Raw genomic sequence first — 15925 nt, 5'->3', positions numbered from 1 at the left:
CAAATGCGGGAGGCGCAAATGGGGCCTCCTAAAAAGCGAAAGCCCGCCGGCCAGGGCGAGCTTCGCGAAGTCGAAATACAAAGCAGCAATGGCGATACTTCTACAGAAAGGAAGCTTTCCCGGCAAGCACGCTGGCGGCAGCGCAATCCGATCGCGGCCTGGTGCCACAGCGCCACGGCGTCTGCGATCAGGCGCGGCATCATCGAGCGCCAGCCATGCGAAGTCTGCGGCGATCCCAAGACCGACGCCCATCACCCGGAATGGAAAACCCCACTTTTTTGTCAGTGGCTTTGCAGGAAGCATCATAAGGCGGCCGAGCGCGAACTGAAGCTTTCGCTGAAGTGCGAGGCGGTATCATGAGCAAGATCGTCTATCTTCCCAGCAAGAAGTCCGACCTCAGCTACGTCAAATTGTCCGATGGAGGGCGTGGCATCCAGGTCCGTACGGCCAAGGCGAGGGCCTACGTCGATGCGGCGATCGAGAAATACAAACTGCCCCTTCAAATGACGGGCACGCTGCAAGGCGTGCCATTCTACACAGGTGCATCCGCCCGTGATGTCTGGTGGGACGCCGGTGACGATGGTCTGAACGTAGATCGGTTAGAAGGCATCTCGCCCGACGAGGTGCAGCCAGCAAGCGGTGGCGCCGGTGTCCAAACCTGAGCGCAAGCGCCTGCCGTGGGAAAAGGAGCTTGTCGACCTAAACAAGTTCGATTGGCTGACCGCCGTTGGGCTGTCTCATTGGCACAAGCACAGCCCATTACAGCTTCGCATCGCCATCGCGCTCATGCAGCACGCGAACGATGGAAACATTGCATGGCCGTCTCAACAGACGCTTGCACAGTATGCCGGCGTGGCTGACGCCGGCCAGGTTCGGAAGGCGGTTCGGGCGTTCAAAAAATCGGGGGCAATCAGCTACTGCAGGATATCGGAGTTAGACGAATACGAGCAGGCGAAGATCACCAGACAGAAGCGCGGACTCGCCTACGAACTCGAATTTTTCTGGGCGTATGAGCAGCTTGAGGAATCACAACAGCCGCTCCGAGCTATGCCGAAACAACTCCGGGATGGGAAGGCACGCAAGCAGCTAAACCGGTCTACGGCAGACCGCTCCAACCGGTCTACGATAGACCGCTCCACACCGGTCCACGATAGACCGCCTTATAAGGATAGAACCTTAGAGATAAGCGAAAAGAAGGCACCGAACGAAGAAGGTTTAGTGTCTACGCGCGAGGCTCCCCTCTCCGCCTATGCCCTTGCATCGGGGAGGTCAGGCTGATGCGCGGCCTCTACGAAAACCGCCGCCGCCTGTTCAACCTGATCGGCCGCATGGTCGACCTGTTCGAGCTTCTTCGCCAGCCGGTCGTGCAGCATCGAAAGCTTGGCCGCATGGTAGGCGGCGCTTCGCTTTTGGCCGTCCGAGTTCAGCGGTTCAAACAGCATGGGTGACGGTACCTCAACAGTGCGCTGTCGGGGTGGAGCATATCTTCCCGAAGGGTGCTCTTGCGCCGCATCCTTTCGGTTTGCAGCCCATTCAAAAGTGGAATGGCCGCTCACCACTTTTGTTCCAAGGCGTGATGTCGTGCTTCGCCGCTGCCGCCTGGGCAACGGTGGTAATAATCAGACAACCTCAGTGACGCGACGGATTCAGCGTCGCCAAGCGCTGTTTGGCTTCGGCGACCCGCCGCTGCTCGGATCTGATCCGACCGCAAAGGGCCAAACTGAGACACACGCCGGGGTTTTCGTCGTTCAACAACTCGTTGGCGCGATCGAGAGAACGTTCGGCACGTTTCACGCGCAGGCGAGCCTTTGCCAATTCAAAATCAAGAATTTCGACCATCGTTCCGAATCCTTTCGGTGCGAGGTCCCTTCGATAAATCAACCCTCGTTGACCGCTTTGGTTCCTGCGACCGTTTCGCAATCTCGGAAGGCGAGCGGAATGAGAGCGCTACGACTCGTGGAGCCTGTAATCGGGAGGTTCGGACCGCACCGGGCCACGATATCGCACGAGAGGAGCGGGGCCGATAAGGTCGCGCATTGGCGGCTGCTGCTCCGCTGGGCGCGCGTCCACCTCGACCGCCTTTTGGCTGAGCCAGGCCGGCAAGAGTTCTTGGAGAACCGATTTGAGATAATCGACCATGGAAGTTCAACGCATGTTGCCTTCTGCGGGTTCCGTCGCCTGGCAATACCTAGGGCCGGCATCTAGGGCGGCTGAACATGAATTCGCCGCCCGATGAGATTGCCCCTGATCGACGTCGTGGACGCCGACCTATCGGCACGCCTGAGGAGCGCGATGAGCGCCGCCGGCGCTTGGGCCAAAGGCGTCAACAGCGTCAGAAAGATCGCGAAGCGAGAGGCGGAATAGTCCTGCCGCTCGAAGTCGACCATGTGCTCGTCGGTCTGATGCTGGAAGCTGGCGCAGTGGATGAGCAAGGCAGCCGGAACCGAAAGCGGCTAGCTGCCGCGATCCTTCGAGCAGCCAATAACGCGTTATCCGAAGCCGTCGCGGCCGGGCGTAAATTCCAACCTGAGAAAGAGGAACCGAAAAATGCTCGCACGCACCCCGAGGGCCACCGAAATGGACTTCGCTAGCATACTGAAAATCCCGCCGAAGCCCGCAGAGATCGCCGACGCTGAGCGGGATTGGCGCGCGGCCGTTGCCGAACGCGAGGCAGCCCAAGCCAAACACCGCGAGCTTCACCGCGTCTACTTCGGCCAGGTGCCGGGGCAGCCGCCTATGATCACCGCTGCCGAGGTCGACAAGGCCGGCCAGGAGATCGAGCCGTACCTGAAACGCGAGCGTGAAGCGTTGGAACTGCTTGAGACACACCGCGCAGCCTTTGACGCGGAACTCGCGGCTCTGAAGCAGCCCATCGAAGCCTATCGCATCGCGATCGGACAGAAGCTCGACGAGCTGGAAGATCTGCTCGGGATCGGCGTGCTGTTCTACGCGGCTTCGGTGCAGGCGAACGTCAAGCTTCAGAGCAAGCTCCCTGGCCGGTGCCAGGGCATGATTCAGCACGGCGTCGCAATGACCCGGAAAATCCTAAATGGGGCTGAGTGAGCAAAGGAGATCGAAATGTACCTGACACGCGACATGAGCAGCACGGGCAAGATGCAGCGACCCGCAGCCGCGAAGACTGCGGCGCCGTTGAAGCCGGTGTATCTCACAAGCGCCCGGCCCAAAGCGAAGCCTGTGCGCGTCGTCTATCTGTACGACCAGAAGAAGAAGGCAGATGATTTGTACTGGATCAGGCGGTTGGAAAAGGCCGGCTTGACCGAGCACAACAGCAAGACCGTTGCGCTCATGAAGTCGAACTATCAGCGCCGCTACGGCGAGCGGGTCTGAACACTCCAGGCGACAATGGAAGCACTGACGGTTGAAGCGCTGATGGCAGATCTAGACACCCACATTGCAGGCGAGCTTTCCGTGCTGCAGGCGCGCGGCGCTAATCGTCACCAGATCGAGTTGCGGCACAAGGAACTGTGCGACTGGGCAATGAACCAGTGCGCGCAGGCTGAGCTAGCCAGGCCGATCGATCTCTATCCCGTCACGGACGAGATGGTGACAGTGCGAGCCATGTGGGCGTATCTGCTCCCTGAAGTCACCACGGCCATCAAGGCTGGCATGACCGTCGAATACATTGCGCTAGTCCGCGCCGAAGACGGCGCCACCGTGCTTATGTATGTCGATTTCGCCGAACCAGAAGACCCGATGATTTGGGCCTCGTCGGACTTCTACAAGCATTTCGATCCAGAGACATGGGCCGATGCCCTGGAGAGCATCGCGGTCGACTACAACGCAGGGATCGAAGTCGCGGACATGTACTCGCAAGCACTTGCCGACGCTCTTGAACCTGCAGGACCGTGGCGGCGAGTGTTCTGATGACAACACCCAGGGGGGGCGTGGGTCAAACCTGTTATCGACCAAACCCGCGACCGGTCCCGCCCCTTCACACGCATGAAATTGAGGAAATCATTCACGAGATGAAAAAATAATATGGCAAAAAACCTAAAACTAGTAGCCGTCAACACCCCTTCGACCGTGAGCCCACCGAGGCGGCTCGGGGAACATGGCCTGCGTCTCTGGCAATCGGTCAATGAGCAATACGGCATAGACGATGCCGCCGGCATCGAGTTCCTAGTCACTGCTTGCCAGGCACTCGATAGAGCCGAAGCGCTCATGGCTCAGATCGACGCTGACGGCGCCGTCCTGCGCGTCAAAGGTGGCGGTCTCAAAGACCATCCTGCGTTGAAGCATGAAATCGCGGCGCGCTCACTCTGCATCCGCACGCTGGCCCGTCTCGGGCTGGATCTTGAGCCGCTTCGCAGCGGTCCTGGCCGTCCGCCCGGCATGTGAGGCTGATCACACAATGGCGACCAAAAGACAGCCTCTTAGGCGGCGTCAAATCGGCAGCGAAGCCGAATATCAGGCTTGGTCCGAGACCTTCACGAGCGGCTACGACTTTTTCGGCGATCTGGCGCCGTTCGGCCTGGTGGATGATCGAGATATTCAGGCTGCGGCGAAGGAAGCCTGGACGCGTCTTGGCGCGCGTTTCTTGAAGTCGTGGCAACCGACAGACATCCGCGAAACGCCTTGGGCCTTGGACGAGTTCGGAGCGCCGTAATGCCTGCAAAGCGGAGACCATTAAATCGCGCTTCTAAGCACCGGATCACGCCTCAGGCGATCGAGGCATACAGGGCGCGTGACTATATGGCCCTGCATCGCGCATTGGGCCTGTATCCTTGGGAGATGAGTCCTCTTCCTGACGATCCTCTCGGATGCGATCCCGATTGGATCATGCCGGAGCGCACCAACAACCTATTCGAGTTGTCGTTTCCGCAGGCGCTCGAGTTGCAGCGGCAATTAGAGGCGGCTTGCAAATGAGAAAGGCAAAGGGCTGATGGCGACAAAGCGCACACCACTTCGCCGCGACATCAAGCGCAGAGTTACTCCCGCCGCGATCGAAGCGTTCAGGGCCGGTGACCACAAGGCGCTGAATAGGGCCTTGGGAATCAAGTTGTGGGAGCCAAGCCCATTGGGCGTGGACGGTCCTGAGCCGCCCGAATGGGCGAAGAATGACGGCACTGGCTGGACGGCAGCATGGCCGAAGATTTGGGAGATCCGGCAAGCGCTAGAGGCGGCAATCAGAGAAAGGCAAGGCTGATATGGCCATCAACTTCGCAGGCGGAACAGATCGGATCAGCTACCAGGCCGGATGGAATGGTTTCCCTACCGGCACCTTTGCCTTTAAGCTGAAAACCACCCAGACAACCGCGAACGCCGTCCCTATATCAATATGGAGCAGCGCCTCGCGCACCGGGTTCGGATTCGTATTGAATAACACAGCCGGTAAGGTGCTGTTGCAGGGCTATGACATTAGTGCTCCCAGAATCCAACTATTGAGTTCAACCTCTGTTAATGACGGTAATTGGCACAGTATCGTATTCAACTGGAATACAAATAATGGCGGCGCCAATGCGCTCTTTGTTGATGGCGTACAGGAAGCGACTGGCAATTCATCTGCGGCATGGCCTATCGTCAGCACCGCTCCTCTGTATCTTGGCGATAATAATGACAGTTTCTGGCCCAGCTATGTCGGCGATATGGCCGAAGTAGCCGTCTGGCTTACCAGGCAACTGGACGCGGCGGAAATTGCAGCCCTTGGCAAAGATATTTCGCCAGCCAGAATAGCTCCTGGAGTGCTCAACGGCCTGACGTTCCATGCCCCGCTGGTTCGCTCGCCGAACAATCGGTTCGACCATACAGTCACCGTGACAGGAACGACCGTCACCCCCCATTGCCGCCTCGTCGGTGGGGTGTTCTAACCGGCGATTGCCATTCCAAGGCCGACGCCAAGGCCGATAGCAAGGCCCATGACGAGCTTGCCGGCAAAGTCTAGGGCGAAGGCGCGGACAGGGCTCAGCACGTCCCTACGGGGCTGCGAGAGGACTTTGGAGAGGTCGTCGAAAGCCGTATCCATGCATAGATTCTAGATCGGAACGCGGCGAAAGTGAATCCCACCTTCATGGCGTTATCGCACCAGTGCTTAGAGACTGCTAATTTAAGTTTGTCCAAGGAGGCCCAACCGCGTCATCGGCGGAGTACTGAATCGGCCGGCTGAGCCGTCGTTATCGGATCGGCATGACGATGCACAATCTTCCAGAGACCATCTTCTGGGCGAAAGACGCTCGTCACGCGCAACGCTAGAGGCATGACATCGCTCCGACCGCCAACCTTGGACCTGAGCCGCTCTACTTCGACGAGGTATGCCAGTTCAGAGGTCACACATTTCGCTATGCTCTCGAAGCCGGTAGCGTCGCCGTCCCTGTAATGAGATGCCGCTTGCTCCATCGTCTCAACAACCTGCTTCCATCCATGCACGAAAGGGCCAAAGGGATTGCCCAGTGTTACATCGTCTCGTTGGGAATAGAGGTTCTTCACAGGCGCGGGGTTTCCTTTCATAAACTCATCCAGAGCCAGGTGGTATTTTTCAACTGCTTGATCGAAGTCATTGGAGTCGAGAGACACGTCATCCTCCCCTGTCGTTTTGTTTCTGATGCGGACCGAAGCGCAGTGCAGGCTGGCTTGGCAAAGTATATATCACGGCGCGAGACAACAGGTGCCAGGACGCGCGAGGCGCTTCGGCGGCGAAACGCGCGCTGGCGGGGCTATCTGCGGACTCGCGAAATGCGCAAGAGAGCGTATAATTCCCAAGCCGTCCGTATTGAATTGAGGGCATTGCGGGCGCTCGGAAGATGACAGCGCTTCCGCCCTTGAGGCAGGAGGCTGAAATGTCAGGCGCCAAGGTGTCGGCCTTTGACGGGGAAATCCTAAAGAGCACCTTTCACAAAGCGGTGCTCGAAGACGAAATCCCCGAAGATCGATGGCGGGACTACGCCGCGCGATTGATCAGAGACTTCACCGGTAGCTCGAACGTCGATCCCGCGTTGTTGGAGTGGATCGTGCGGAAGTAGAGGAGTTCACATCGTGAAAGCGGCCGAGAGGCAGGCGATTGCCGACACGCTCACGCGTGTTGTGACGCCAGAGATGACCCCCAAGCAATTGATCAGGGCGGCGCGGAAAAAGCACCCGAACGCGTCAAAGAAAAACATCGCCCGCGCGGCGCTCTTTTCGATCATCGCCGACGCTGATCAGGATCACGACAAAACCTCCAAGCGTTCACGATAACCGAGCGTTCCCAGCCGTAGAGGAATGGGCGAATCCAGCTTCAAAAGGAAGGCGCGCGCGCGCCTTTCAGCCTCACCCCGGCTAAGGCCAGCGGTCCGGCGGTCGAGGGCGTTGGGTGCGGTGTTTCGGCCGCCGGGCCTAGCCGACATGAGAGGGGATCTTGTCGGCATAACCCATTATAGCGTCCTTTCTAAATTTAGTAAAACCAAAGGGCTCGCTCCTCTGCCTTTCAAATTGGATGAGCCTAGCTTGGGGACTGAACTGCCCCGCACTATATCGACCGCATGGCGAAGGGCTGGACGTTTCAAACACTGATCGACGCGAAGATGACGGTGAGGGCGTTTTGCCATCACGCGCCCTGCAACCATAGCCAGGTGCTCGACTTGGTGAAGCTGCGCGATCGATACGGACCGGACGCGCCGGCAACTGCAGATGACCTCATTCCGAAGCTGAAATGTGCCAAGTGTGGCAGCAAGAGAGTGGGTACGATCTACACTCCCGACACCAGCCCGACCGGCTACGGCACCAAGCGCCTCTAGACGGTCGCCACACAGCGTTTGCCCAGTATCCACAGACGACGGACCGATCGGTAAAATTGTCCGGGTTCCGTTAAGGTCTTCCGCATTAGCGCCGGCTCATGGTCTCGACGTTGCCTAGCAACGAAGCCCGCTGCCGCCCCAACAGCCCACCCCCCCAAGGCAGCGGGCTTTTCCCATCGCATTTTCAAGCGGCTTATGTTTTCGGGATTTGCAACGCGGTTGCATCAAAGTCTAACGATCGGCACAGCGCACTAGAAAGCACGTGTGGTAACCGTTGATTCAACCATTGCTGGTATTTTAGAGGAGTGGCGGCTCCGACCGGCTTGGGGGGCTGGGTTTAGCCGGAGCCGCCTGCGCAGCCAGGGGTAGTAGTTGACCGCGCTGTCTCAGAATAGGACAGCGCGGTCTACGAACGGTTAATTCAGCCTCAGCTAACGGAACGGAAACGACCCTGCGATATTGAATCAAATTCGATTTGCGGGGAGTTCTGATGAGTAACGGGGCCGGCGAAGCCAGGCTGAGATTCATCAAGCCGCTGGAGCCCGTATTGGTGCTAGAGCCGCCGGTTAGCGACGACTGGCTGCATGAGATCAAGTTCGATGGCTTCCGCGTCCATCTAGCGGCGCAGAAATTCCTCGTGCGATGGCCCGCGACGCTGCCCGAGCCGCGCCTGTTCGCCTCGGGCGAAGGCTTTGGCATCTTCCGGAGAAAGGAAGCTCTTGACGCTTACCAGGCCGTCCTCGATGACGCGCACATAATGCTTATTTCCAAGTTCCTCGATCTCCACCGAGGTCTTTGGTTGCGTGTTCATCGAATTGCCCCGTTGATGGAAGCTGAAACGTCATCACCGGGGGAATGTTCCAACGTCGGCCCAGTGAAATTAGGCCCTCAGTCTAATTGAGCGTTTTCTAATATGCCTATAACTTAGGCATCGCGGGAGAATGGTTGCCACCACCCGCAATGGCCGGTGCGGTACCCCCGAAGCGATACCCCCGCTGCACCGGTCGTTGCCTCCGGCTGGGTAGCGCTGGCTCGCCCTTGCGTCTTTGTGCCCAGCGACCTTGGGCCTTCAGTCTCAATTGAGAGATTTCTAATATGCTATAAACTCTGTCCATCGCGGGTTTCCCCGCATGGCCGGTGCAGTATGGGGGTGTAGGAGTGTAGTGCGCTGCACTGGCCGTTTTTCCTACCCTAGATTGAGTGACCGCTAGTATGGGTGTAAAGCCCTAACGCGGGTCTGTCCTCACACACATCCGTAATGGCCGGTGCAGGCTTTGCCCAAAAAACGACTTCCCGAAATGCACCGGCCATTTCATTCACTACGCTCGATTCACCATTTGTTCATTATATTAGGTCACGCTAATGACGGACATGCCAGGTTTCGCGTTCATGGCCAGGCCCCGGCGACCGACCCAGCGCCGGGGCCTTTTAATTCGCTCGCCTACCTTTAAGTAGACGGGAATGGTAGCACGTTCCTGCCGCGCTTGCGGGTTTCGATCTCGCGATAGATCAGAATGGTCATCGCCATCTCGGCGCTTCCAGCTAGGGATTTTCCTGGCATAGACTCTAGGAGGCTGTTGAGCGTGTGGTCGTCCATTTTTGCGAGATGGGCTTTGACAGCCTCAATGGTATCGCCAAGTTCTGCAAGTAATTTGGCTGCAATCTGCATCACCATCGCCGATATGAAAGTGGCCGGTGCTTGTAGCCTGCCGGTCGAGGATCATATTCGGCCGCAAGGGATGGGAGCAAGCAGATAAACGGGGCTTCCGATGCCTGTCAGTGGCTTAGGCGATTCCCTTCGCCGTCCTCTCGCTCAAGTCCAGATTATTGAGCTTATGCAGTATGTCGTCGGCCTCTAGCAGCTTCAGGCCGACCAACAGAACGCCGTGGAGAATCGCCGGCAGCCCGGTTCCGCTATGCGCTCGTTGCATGTTGTAGCGCTTGGTGGTCTTGGTCATTGCCTACGCCGACTCTTGCTGATCCCGCCAGTTTACGTCCGAACATGCATCATATAGCACGGCCGAGAGGTGGGTGGCGCTATAGTAGGGCCGTTGTGCCCGGCGTCCAGGAACTTGAGGACGCCGGGCCTAGCTTGCCGAACGAGAGTGTCATCAAGCGCCCGGCCGATTAATGTTGGTGACTATTCATGAATAAAGCGTGAAGGGGGTCGGTGACGTCTGCCTATATGCGCTTCAATCCGTTTCGCGGTCCTATCAGATGGAACGGGACGGGGGCCCGTGAAATAGCGCCATTTCCCTGCGGTTCGTCAGCCAGGCAGTCTTTCGAAGTCATGGCGCGCCCCTCCGACAGCCCGGCTAGACAATCTTCGAGAAGCTCCAGGCGAAACTTGTGCCAACGCAACTGTTGGCCAAGCTGGGCCATCTTGAACATTCCGACAGCACAAGACGCTTTTTCGGTTAGTTCGCATTGCAGCGAAACTATCCGCTCTCGCAATTTCACGGCTTCGGCGAGCCGCTGATCTCTGACCCAACCCCGACCATGCATGGTCCTTACCCACATGAGCAACCCAGGCAGAAGTTAGCGCTGCCGGCGTTAATCAAAGAGATGTTCAATTAGTACAATTCTAGCGACTGCTAGACGGCCGCCTGTCGGTCTTTCTGAGCCTCACGCCGGCGCCGCCGCCGTTCTCCGGAATGAACTCGACGCCGGCCGATTCGAGGGCACGGCGGATTGCTTCCACAGCCTCAGCCGACACCGAGACATCCCTATCGCTTTCGGCTCTTTTGATGGTCGGCAATGAAAGGCCGGTCGCTGCCGAGATATCGGCCTGCGACATGCTCTTAAGATGGCGGGCGGCTCGCAATTGGGAAGGTGTTGGCAAGGGACTTGATACCTAAGTGTCAATGTGCAATTGATACCAACGTATCAATATCCAACCCGAAGGGGATTTACAATGCCGAACACACCCGTTCCGGCAGTGGGCGGAGCTTTGCCCGCCCTATGCCGTGTCATCCGCCTGCGCTTCGCCCTGCTACTCTTGCGCACCGCGAACCGGTGTTCAGACCGCGCCATGCGGATCATCGAGCGCTACGAAGGGGAAGAGTGATGAACACCCATATTCGCACTCTGAAGCCCCTTGGAATGCCGAAGGGAATGAACCCGCTACAATGGCGCCAGTCGGTCGAAAAGCGACTTAACGACCTGTTGGACCGTGCAATGTCACTCATAACAGCCCTGGATCTGATGGAAGCCGATTGCGACCTGGAGGAAACCGCAGACGACGAGCCGTCGATCGGCTGGACTGATCGCGGCCCCAGCGCTGGCGGGCTGAACGACGATTGCGAAGCCGATGATAGCGATCTGGAGGACAGCGGCGACGAGCATGAGCCTTCCCTCGGCTGGTCGAGCCAGACAAACCAGGTTCTGGCCTTGGCCGATGCCCACGCCGATACGGCGTTCTTCGACGGCGAATTAGACGCAGGCGACGCGCCCGAGCCGCCCGAGGATGGCGAAACAGTCATGTGGCCTGACGACCTCAAGTCGCAGGAAGTGCTGGTGCGGCCATGAGCCGTTTTGTCGATCACCGCGATATGACAGCGGCAGATATCATGTCCTGCAGCTGCGAGGCGTTGGCCATCATCCACCTTTGCGAAACTGCCGCTTGGGCGCTCCAGAATGGCGGAGGCAATGCCACAGGGCTCGCGGACGCCATAGGGTCGGGGCTCAAGCTGGCATATGCCTTGCTGGAACCCGTCCACGAAGCTCTCGCAAGCCATGAGGGCCGGCAATAATCAATCGGCAAGTTTTGAAGCCCGCAGCCTCACGGTTGCGGGCCTTTTCATTGCTCAGCCCCTGCGTCTCGACGCCGAGCTGCGGAACGCATACGTCGTGATGTCGTCACGGGAAATCCCGATGTCGCTGAGCATGTCGTCTGGTGACTCGCTCAACTCGTCCGTTGCCTTCAACAGCGCCTTCTGTTCGGCTCGATGACGGAGCCAATCGGCAAGGGGACCAACTGCGACAAGAGGAAGGTTCACAAGAAGCATAGGAAGGTTCACAAACATCTCCACCGCTGCAGGAAACTACACCCCGCTGCAAGCTTAGCTCCGATGCGTCGATGCGTCTGTGACAAAACTCACAGACCCCGTACGGGCAAAACTGCCCGGCTGCCGATGGTGGCGGGCTTTATCCAGCTAAGCGAGGCGTACCGTTGTTCACGGGCAAAGGGGACGCCCGACACAACTCCTCCCGAACTTCGCCCGCTGCCTATCCCTGGGGTGGCGGGCTTTTTCATGGGAGGTTCATCGGGTCGCTGATCGAGAACCAAACAATCTCGCCAGACGCAGTTCGGACCAAATACCAGCTTTTCGCGGTTTTTCGATCAAGCAGGATCGTAGCCTGCTGAGACTTTGAAGGATCCATGTACAGAGAGGCCGAGCCTTGCGAAATCTCATATCGCGGCTCGCTGTTTGAACAGCCGGCGAGAGCCGAAACAGCTAGGCCAAGAACCACATTTCGCATTTTTCCCCTCCCGTCGCATGGGCGAGCGGAGTGTGACAGGAATCACTCAACCCGACAAAGCCGGGCGGGATATTGGCCAGATATTGGACACCGGAGGGAGGTTTTTAGCTAAGTGCTTGAAATATCTGGTACGCCCAAGGGGAATCGAACCCCTGTTACCGCCGTGAAAGGGCGGTGTCCTGACCGCTAGACGATGGGCGCGCTCAGATGAGCGGCTTATAATTGCGTTGTTCGCAACCGGCAACCCGTCTGCCGCCGCCTGCGACAACTTTTTTCAAACAGTGGCAAAAACAGCGTTTTTGGCTGCGGGCCGCGGTTTCGCAGCCTTGCCCGGTCTTCGGATCGTGGTTCGGTGGCGTTTGCGCCGCCAGGCGAACAATCAGCTGCGCCTGCGGCAGCGCCAGTTCCAGTCGCGCTCGGGGCCGACATCGATATGCACGGATTCGGTGTGGCAATAGGTGCCGACGCCGCCACGGCCGGGCATGGTGCGGATGTAGTTTGCCAGATCCCATTTGGAGACGCCGGGAACCTGGATGTCGGCGGCGGCGCAGTACATGTGCAGCGAGTTCTTGGCGCCGTTGGCGCGGCGGTTGCGGGCCGGGTCGCGATAGCCAGACGTCACGACCATCTTGCGGCCGTAGTGGCCTTCGATCGTCTTCAGCACGCGCACCAGCGAGGGTTTCAGGCAGGCGACGTCGACACTCTCGTTCTGCTTCAGCAGGCCGTTGGGCGCCAGGCGGGCGAGGCCGGCGGCGGATGCCACCTGGTAGGCGCCGCCCTCGTCCTCGTTCAGATCGACGTCGCTTTCGTCGTCGAGACCGGATTTGCGCTTGATCTCGAACAGCGCCGTCTGGCGCACGCCGGGCAGGGCGTCGGCACCGGTGATGTGGTTGCTGTCGCCGCCGATCGAGGCGAGCTGTACCGGCTTTTCGGCCGGAGTGGCCGAGGCCAGCGTGATAATAGGCTTTGCGGGCGCCGTGGCCTTGGCCTGCACAGGCTGCTCGCCCGAGCGCGCGTTGACCAACGGCGCCGGTGCCGCCGAGGCCGGCGTGGTGCTGAACAGCGAGGCGAGGAAACCCTTCTTCGGTGCACTGACCTGCTGCGGCGCCGCCTCGCCGGCCGTCACATAGACGGCGTTGTCCACCGCCGGGGCGGCAGCCTTGGCGTCGGCTTTCGGTGCAGTCGTGGAGGCATCGGCGGCGGCGACCTTCTGCGCCACGGCGTCGGTCTCGGCGGCTGTCTGCGGCGGCTGCACCAGCGACTGCGGCGTGTTGCCGGCAATGGTGTCGGTACCGGCAGGCACATTGATGGGGAAGGCCGCCCCGGGCTTGGTCACCGGCACAAAGGCGACCTTTTCAGGCAAGGGCTTGTCGCCTTCGCTCATCACGGTCGATGGCTCCGAAGAGGCTGACGTCGCCTGCATTGACGAATCGGTCGCGGTTGCCGTCGTCGTGCTGGAGGCCGCGTTGATGTCGGCCGAGGTGGCGTTGTAGCCCGGCATGCCGACGGACATCGTGGGGTCGCCGGCGGAGGTGCAGGACGCCAGAAGCACGGAGAAAAGCGCTGCCGCAATGCTGCGGCTTTCCCCTCGTGTGAGACGCCAACCTGCTGATCTCAAAACAAAATTCCCCCTCGGTATCCGGCCGGTTCATCGTCGACTCGGCGCCGCGCGCTCCATCGCAATGCCCCTTATGTTCCCAACCGGAAACGGGACCTGTGTCAAATCTGCAAGCCTCGGATTTAATCGTTTGTAGAAGGCGAATTGAGGCCGCCGGATGGTTGACGACACCATTTCGACCTGTTTTGCCAAGTCGTCAACTCACCAGACATTACAGTCTGTTACACACGCACCTTGACATAGGTGCCCGGCGCATCGCCCAAGGTTTTCATATGCTTGCCCGGTTTGCGGGCTGCAACGCGGGTGTTGTCCTGGGTCTCGATCCAGTGCTGCCAGTGCGTCCACCAGGAGCCGGGATGCTCCATCGCCGAAGCGAACCACTGGCCAAAGTCGCCCACCGGCTTGCCGCCGGTCCAGTACTGGTACTTCATCGAAGCCGGCGGGTTGACGACGCCGGCAATGTGGCCGGAGCCGGCCATCACATACTCGACCGAGCCGCCGAAATACTTCGACCCGAGGAACACCGAAAGCGCCGGCGCGATGTGGTCTTCCTTGGAGGCGAGGTTGTAGACCGGGATGGTGATGTCGGCGAGCGACACGGTGCGCCCGGCAAGTTCCATCGTGCCTTTCGAGAGGTTGTTCTCGAGGTAGCAGTTGCGCAGATAGAAGGAATGGTTGGCGGCTGCCATACGGGTGGAATCGGCGTTCCAGTAGAGCAGGTCGAAGGGCAGGGGATCCTTGCCGCGCATGTAGTTGTTGACGACATAGGGCCAGATCAGGTCGCCCGAGCGCAGCATGTTGAAGGCTGTCGCCATCTTGGTGCCGTCAAGGTAGCCCTTCTCGTTCATCGACTTCTCGACAGCCGCGACCTGGTCTTCGTCGACGAAGACTTTCAAGTCGCCGGCATGGGTGAAATCGACCTGGGTGGTGAAGAAGGTGGCCGATTTGATGCGGTCGTCGCCCTCTTGCGCCAGCAGCGCCAATGCCGCCGCCAGCAGCGTGCCGCCGACGCAGTAGCCGATGGCGTTGACGTCCCTTTCGCCGGTGGCCTTCTCGACCATGTCGAGGCCGTATTGCAGGCCCTCGCGGATATAGGCCTCCCAGCTCTTGGTGCCGTGGCGCTCGTCCGGATTGATCCAGGAGATGACGAAGACCGTGTGGCCCTGCTCGACCGCCCAGCGGATGAAGGATTTCTGCGGGTTGAGATCGAGGATGTAGTACTTGTTGATCCAGGGCGGGCAGATCAGCAGGGGACGCTTGAGCACGGTCTCGGTCGCCGGATCATACTGGATGATCTCGGCGACGTCGCTGCGGCCGACCACCTTGCCGGGCGTGGTGGCGACGTTCTTGCCGATCTCGAAGGGCGAATAGTCGGCCTGCCTGAGCTTCAGGTCGCCCTTGCCGGCGGCGATATCCTCGGCCAGCATCTTCATGCCGCGCACCAGGTTCTCGCCGTTGGAGGCAACCGTTTCGCGAAACAGCTCAGGATTGGTCAGGATGAAGTTCGACGGCGAAATCGCATTGGACACCTGCTTGACGTAGAAACTGGCCTTGTGGCGGGTGTGCTCGTCCAGCCCCTCGGCATGCTCGACCAGGTCGGCCGCCCAGCGCGAGGTGACGAGATAGGCCTGCTTGAGGAAATCGAAGAAGGCGTTGCGGCCCCATTCGGGATCCTGGAAGCGCTTGTCGCCGCGCTCCGGCTTGACCGCGTCGTCAGGTGCTTCGGCGTTGGGGCTGACGCGCTGGATGGCATTTGCCCAGACGGTCATGTAGCCGGCGAACAGCCGCGTCTGCGCCTCCAGCGCGCGCTGCGGGTCGGCAAGCCAGTATTCGCTGAGCTTGGAGAACGTCTTGACCATGTCGACCACGGGTTCGGCGACGTGATCGCGCACCTCGCCCTTTTCGCGCGGCTCGGCCCAGGCGGAGGCGGCCTTGCCGGCCTGCTCGACCATGCGTGCCATGTTCAGCGCGAAGCGTTCCGGGTCCTTTACCAGATATTGCTCGACGGTCGAAGGTCCGCCATCTTCCGCTTTGCCCGAATCGGGTGTCTTGGACATGGTTCTCGGGGTTCCTCCCGGAGCGTTTTCTTGACATA

The 15925-nt window shown here is 59.5% G+C and carries 25 protein-coding genes and 1 tRNA gene; 16 read left to right on the top strand and 10 right to left on the bottom strand.

Annotated elements, in window-relative coordinates:
- Positions 1-3: 3 nt before the first annotated feature.
- Genes DH08_RS02220 through DH08_RS02205 form a run of 4 tightly spaced genes read left to right on the top strand, consistent with a single transcriptional unit; the run spans position 4 to position 1448 of the window.
- Positions 4-360, top strand: coding sequence for a hypothetical protein (locus DH08_RS02220; protein ID WP_192177680.1), 357 nt, complete (start codon positions 4-6; stop codon positions 358-360).
- Entirely contained in the window at positions 357-662 is a 306-nt protein-coding gene (locus DH08_RS02215) for a hypothetical protein (protein ID WP_192177679.1), read from the top strand. The genes DH08_RS02220 and DH08_RS02215 overlap by 4 nt, the downstream gene beginning before the upstream one ends.
- A complete protein-coding gene (locus DH08_RS02210; protein WP_192177678.1) occupies positions 649-1278 on the top strand; it encodes a helix-turn-helix domain-containing protein in 630 nt (209 codons plus the stop codon). The genes DH08_RS02215 and DH08_RS02210 overlap by 14 nt, the downstream gene beginning before the upstream one ends.
- Positions 1278-1448 carry a hypothetical protein gene (locus DH08_RS02205; protein WP_192177677.1) on the top strand — a complete coding sequence of 57 codons (171 nt, stop codon included), beginning with the start codon at positions 1278-1280 and terminating at the stop codon, positions 1446-1448. The genes DH08_RS02210 and DH08_RS02205 overlap by 1 nt, the downstream gene beginning before the upstream one ends.
- 181 nt (positions 1449-1629) lie before the next feature.
- On the opposite strand, the gene DH08_RS02200 is transcribed toward DH08_RS02205, so the two are convergent.
- Entirely contained in the window at positions 1630-1839 is a 210-nt protein-coding gene (locus tag DH08_RS02200) for a hypothetical protein (protein ID WP_192177676.1), read from the bottom strand.
- A gap of 362 nt (positions 1840-2201) precedes the next feature.
- A complete protein-coding gene (locus DH08_RS02195; RefSeq protein WP_192177675.1) occupies positions 2202-2387 on the bottom strand; it encodes a hypothetical protein in 186 nt (61 codons plus the stop codon).
- 160 nt (positions 2388-2547) lie between these two features.
- Here DH08_RS02195 and DH08_RS02190 point away from each other — a divergent pair, with 160 nt between their 5' ends.
- From DH08_RS02190 to DH08_RS02160, 7 genes are all read left to right on the top strand, one after another.
- Positions 2548-3063, top strand: a complete 516-nt coding sequence (locus tag DH08_RS02190) for a hypothetical protein (RefSeq protein ID WP_192177674.1) — start codon at positions 2548-2550, stop codon at positions 3061-3063.
- 15 nt (positions 3064-3078) lie between these two features.
- On the top strand, positions 3079-3348 hold the full coding sequence (locus DH08_RS02185) for a hypothetical protein (RefSeq protein WP_192177673.1): 270 nt from the start codon (positions 3079-3081) through the stop codon (positions 3346-3348).
- Positions 3349-3363: 15 nt separating this feature from the next.
- Positions 3364-3885 carry a hypothetical protein gene (locus tag DH08_RS02180; protein ID WP_192177672.1) on the top strand — a complete coding sequence of 174 codons (522 nt, stop codon included), beginning with the start codon at positions 3364-3366 and terminating at the stop codon, positions 3883-3885.
- 114 nt (positions 3886-3999) lie between these two features.
- Positions 4000-4359: a P27 family phage terminase small subunit gene (locus tag DH08_RS37295; protein WP_192177671.1), complete on the top strand. Its 360-nt coding sequence runs from the start codon at positions 4000-4002 to the stop codon at positions 4357-4359.
- Positions 4360-4372: 13 nt separating this feature from the next.
- Complete coding sequence (locus tag DH08_RS02170) at positions 4373-4627, top strand: hypothetical protein (RefSeq protein ID WP_192177670.1); 255 nt, start codon at positions 4373-4375, stop codon at positions 4625-4627.
- A complete protein-coding gene (locus tag DH08_RS02165) occupies positions 4627-4887 on the top strand; it encodes a hypothetical protein (protein WP_192177669.1) in 261 nt (86 codons plus the stop codon). The genes DH08_RS02170 and DH08_RS02165 overlap by 1 nt, the downstream gene beginning before the upstream one ends.
- Positions 4888-5168: 281 nt before the next feature.
- A complete protein-coding gene (locus DH08_RS02160; protein ID WP_192177668.1) occupies positions 5169-5828 on the top strand; it encodes a LamG domain-containing protein in 660 nt (219 codons plus the stop codon).
- Here the strand turns inward: DH08_RS02160 and DH08_RS02155 are convergent.
- A complete protein-coding gene (locus DH08_RS02155) occupies positions 5825-5983 on the bottom strand; it encodes a hypothetical protein (protein WP_192177667.1) in 159 nt (52 codons plus the stop codon). The genes DH08_RS02160 and DH08_RS02155 overlap by 4 nt on opposite strands.
- Positions 5984-6093: 110 nt before the next feature.
- Entirely contained in the window at positions 6094-6531 is a 438-nt protein-coding gene (locus tag DH08_RS02150; RefSeq protein WP_345892336.1) for a YybH family protein, read from the bottom strand.
- A gap of 263 nt (positions 6532-6794) precedes the next feature.
- Between DH08_RS02150 and DH08_RS02145 the strand changes: the two genes are divergently transcribed.
- The 4 genes from DH08_RS02145 to DH08_RS02130 all read left to right on the top strand — a co-directional run bounded on the left by DH08_RS02145 (position 6795) and on the right by DH08_RS02130 (position 8631).
- Positions 6795-6977, top strand: coding sequence for a hypothetical protein (locus DH08_RS02145; protein WP_192177666.1), 183 nt, complete (start codon positions 6795-6797; stop codon positions 6975-6977).
- Positions 6978-6990: 13 nt separating this feature from the next.
- Positions 6991-7191, top strand: coding sequence for a hypothetical protein (locus tag DH08_RS02140; RefSeq protein ID WP_210328508.1), 201 nt, complete (start codon positions 6991-6993; stop codon positions 7189-7191).
- A gap of 284 nt (positions 7192-7475) precedes the next feature.
- The gene (locus DH08_RS02135; RefSeq protein ID WP_192177665.1) at positions 7476-7730 is read left to right on the top strand and encodes a hypothetical protein; all 255 of its coding nucleotides are present in this window, start codon (positions 7476-7478) and stop codon (positions 7728-7730) included.
- Positions 7731-8220: 490 nt separating this feature from the next.
- Positions 8221-8631, top strand: coding sequence for a hypothetical protein (locus tag DH08_RS02130; protein ID WP_192177747.1), 411 nt, complete (start codon positions 8221-8223; stop codon positions 8629-8631).
- A gap of 546 nt (positions 8632-9177) precedes the next feature.
- Here DH08_RS02130 and DH08_RS02125 read toward each other — a convergent pair.
- The 3 genes from DH08_RS02125 to DH08_RS02115 form a co-directional block, all read right to left on the bottom strand.
- Positions 9178-9399, bottom strand: a complete 222-nt coding sequence (locus DH08_RS02125) for a hypothetical protein (RefSeq protein ID WP_192177664.1) — start codon at positions 9397-9399, stop codon at positions 9178-9180.
- Between the two features lie 115 nt (positions 9400-9514).
- Positions 9515-9688 (bottom strand): hypothetical protein, encoded by a 174-nt coding sequence (locus DH08_RS02120; protein ID WP_192177663.1) that lies wholly within the window; start codon positions 9686-9688, stop codon positions 9515-9517.
- A gap of 626 nt (positions 9689-10314) precedes the next feature.
- Positions 10315-10554, bottom strand: coding sequence for a helix-turn-helix domain-containing protein (locus tag DH08_RS02115; RefSeq protein ID WP_345892340.1), 240 nt, complete (start codon positions 10552-10554; stop codon positions 10315-10317).
- Between the two features lie 242 nt (positions 10555-10796).
- Between DH08_RS02115 and DH08_RS02110 the strand changes: the two genes are divergently transcribed.
- Complete coding sequence (locus DH08_RS02110; protein ID WP_192177661.1) at positions 10797-11258, top strand: hypothetical protein; 462 nt, start codon at positions 10797-10799, stop codon at positions 11256-11258.
- A 1080-nt stretch (positions 11259-12338) separates the two neighbouring features.
- On the opposite strand, the gene DH08_RS02105 is transcribed toward DH08_RS02110, so the two are convergent.
- The 3 genes from DH08_RS02105 to DH08_RS02095 all read right to left on the bottom strand — a co-directional run bounded on the left by DH08_RS02105 (position 12339) and on the right by DH08_RS02095 (position 15887).
- Positions 12339-12413 (bottom strand) — tRNA-Glu (locus tag DH08_RS02105).
- A gap of 178 nt (positions 12414-12591) precedes the next feature.
- Positions 12592-13725: a D-Ala-D-Ala carboxypeptidase family metallohydrolase gene (locus tag DH08_RS02100; protein WP_246800652.1), complete on the bottom strand. Its 1134-nt coding sequence runs from the start codon at positions 13723-13725 to the stop codon at positions 12592-12594.
- A gap of 326 nt (positions 13726-14051) precedes the next feature.
- On the bottom strand, positions 14052-15887 hold the full coding sequence (locus DH08_RS02095) for a PHA/PHB synthase family protein (protein ID WP_192177659.1): 1836 nt from the start codon (positions 15885-15887) through the stop codon (positions 14052-14054).
- Positions 15888-15925: the final 38 nt, after the last annotated feature.

It is taken from the genome of Mesorhizobium amorphae (assembly GCF_014843845.1).
In the GTDB taxonomy this organism is placed as follows: Bacteria; Pseudomonadota; Alphaproteobacteria; order Rhizobiales; family Rhizobiaceae; genus Mesorhizobium; species Mesorhizobium amorphae_A.
Note: the sequence above shows the minus strand (reverse complement) of the source record. Positions and strands in the feature narration are given on the sequence as shown.

Coding starts and splice junctions, on each gene's coding strand:
- DH08_RS02220 (WP_192177680.1), top strand. CDS start 4: ATGCGGGAGGCGCAAATGGGGCCTCCTAAAAAGCGAAAGCCCGCCGGC.
- DH08_RS02215 (WP_192177679.1), top strand. CDS start 357: ATGAGCAAGATCGTCTATCTTCCCAGCAAGAAGTCCGACCTCAGCTAC.
- DH08_RS02205 (WP_192177677.1), top strand. CDS start 1,278: ATGCGCGGCCTCTACGAAAACCGCCGCCGCCTGTTCAACCTGATCGGC.
- DH08_RS02200 (WP_192177676.1), bottom strand. CDS start 1,839: ATGGTCGAAATTCTTGATTTTGAATTGGCAAAGGCTCGCCTGCGCGTG.
- DH08_RS02195 (WP_192177675.1), bottom strand. CDS start 2,387: ATGGTCGACTTCGAGCGGCAGGACTATTCCGCCTCTCGCTTCGCGATC.
- DH08_RS02190 (WP_192177674.1), top strand. CDS start 2,548: ATGCTCGCACGCACCCCGAGGGCCACCGAAATGGACTTCGCTAGCATA.
- DH08_RS02185 (WP_192177673.1), top strand. CDS start 3,079: ATGTACCTGACACGCGACATGAGCAGCACGGGCAAGATGCAGCGACCC.
- DH08_RS02180 (WP_192177672.1), top strand. CDS start 3,364: ATGGAAGCACTGACGGTTGAAGCGCTGATGGCAGATCTAGACACCCAC.
- DH08_RS37295 (WP_192177671.1), top strand. CDS start 4,000: ATGGCAAAAAACCTAAAACTAGTAGCCGTCAACACCCCTTCGACCGTG.
- DH08_RS02170 (WP_192177670.1), top strand. CDS start 4,373: ATGGCGACCAAAAGACAGCCTCTTAGGCGGCGTCAAATCGGCAGCGAA.
- DH08_RS02165 (WP_192177669.1), top strand. CDS start 4,627: ATGCCTGCAAAGCGGAGACCATTAAATCGCGCTTCTAAGCACCGGATC.
- DH08_RS02160 (WP_192177668.1), top strand. CDS start 5,169: ATGGCCATCAACTTCGCAGGCGGAACAGATCGGATCAGCTACCAGGCC.
- DH08_RS02155 (WP_192177667.1), bottom strand. CDS start 5,983: ATGGATACGGCTTTCGACGACCTCTCCAAAGTCCTCTCGCAGCCCCGT.
- DH08_RS02145 (WP_192177666.1), top strand. CDS start 6,795: ATGTCAGGCGCCAAGGTGTCGGCCTTTGACGGGGAAATCCTAAAGAGC.
- DH08_RS02135 (WP_192177665.1), top strand. CDS start 7,476: ATGGCGAAGGGCTGGACGTTTCAAACACTGATCGACGCGAAGATGACG.
- DH08_RS02130 (WP_192177747.1), top strand. CDS start 8,221: ATGAGTAACGGGGCCGGCGAAGCCAGGCTGAGATTCATCAAGCCGCTG.
- DH08_RS02125 (WP_192177664.1), bottom strand. CDS start 9,399: ATGCAGATTGCAGCCAAATTACTTGCAGAACTTGGCGATACCATTGAG.
- DH08_RS02120 (WP_192177663.1), bottom strand. CDS start 9,688: ATGACCAAGACCACCAAGCGCTACAACATGCAACGAGCGCATAGCGGA.
- DH08_RS02110 (WP_192177661.1), top strand. CDS start 10,797: ATGAACACCCATATTCGCACTCTGAAGCCCCTTGGAATGCCGAAGGGA.
- DH08_RS02100 (WP_246800652.1), bottom strand. CDS start 13,725: ATGTCCGTCGGCATGCCGGGCTACAACGCCACCTCGGCCGACATCAAC.
- DH08_RS02095 (WP_192177659.1), bottom strand. CDS start 15,887: ATGTCCAAGACACCCGATTCGGGCAAAGCGGAAGATGGCGGACCTTCG.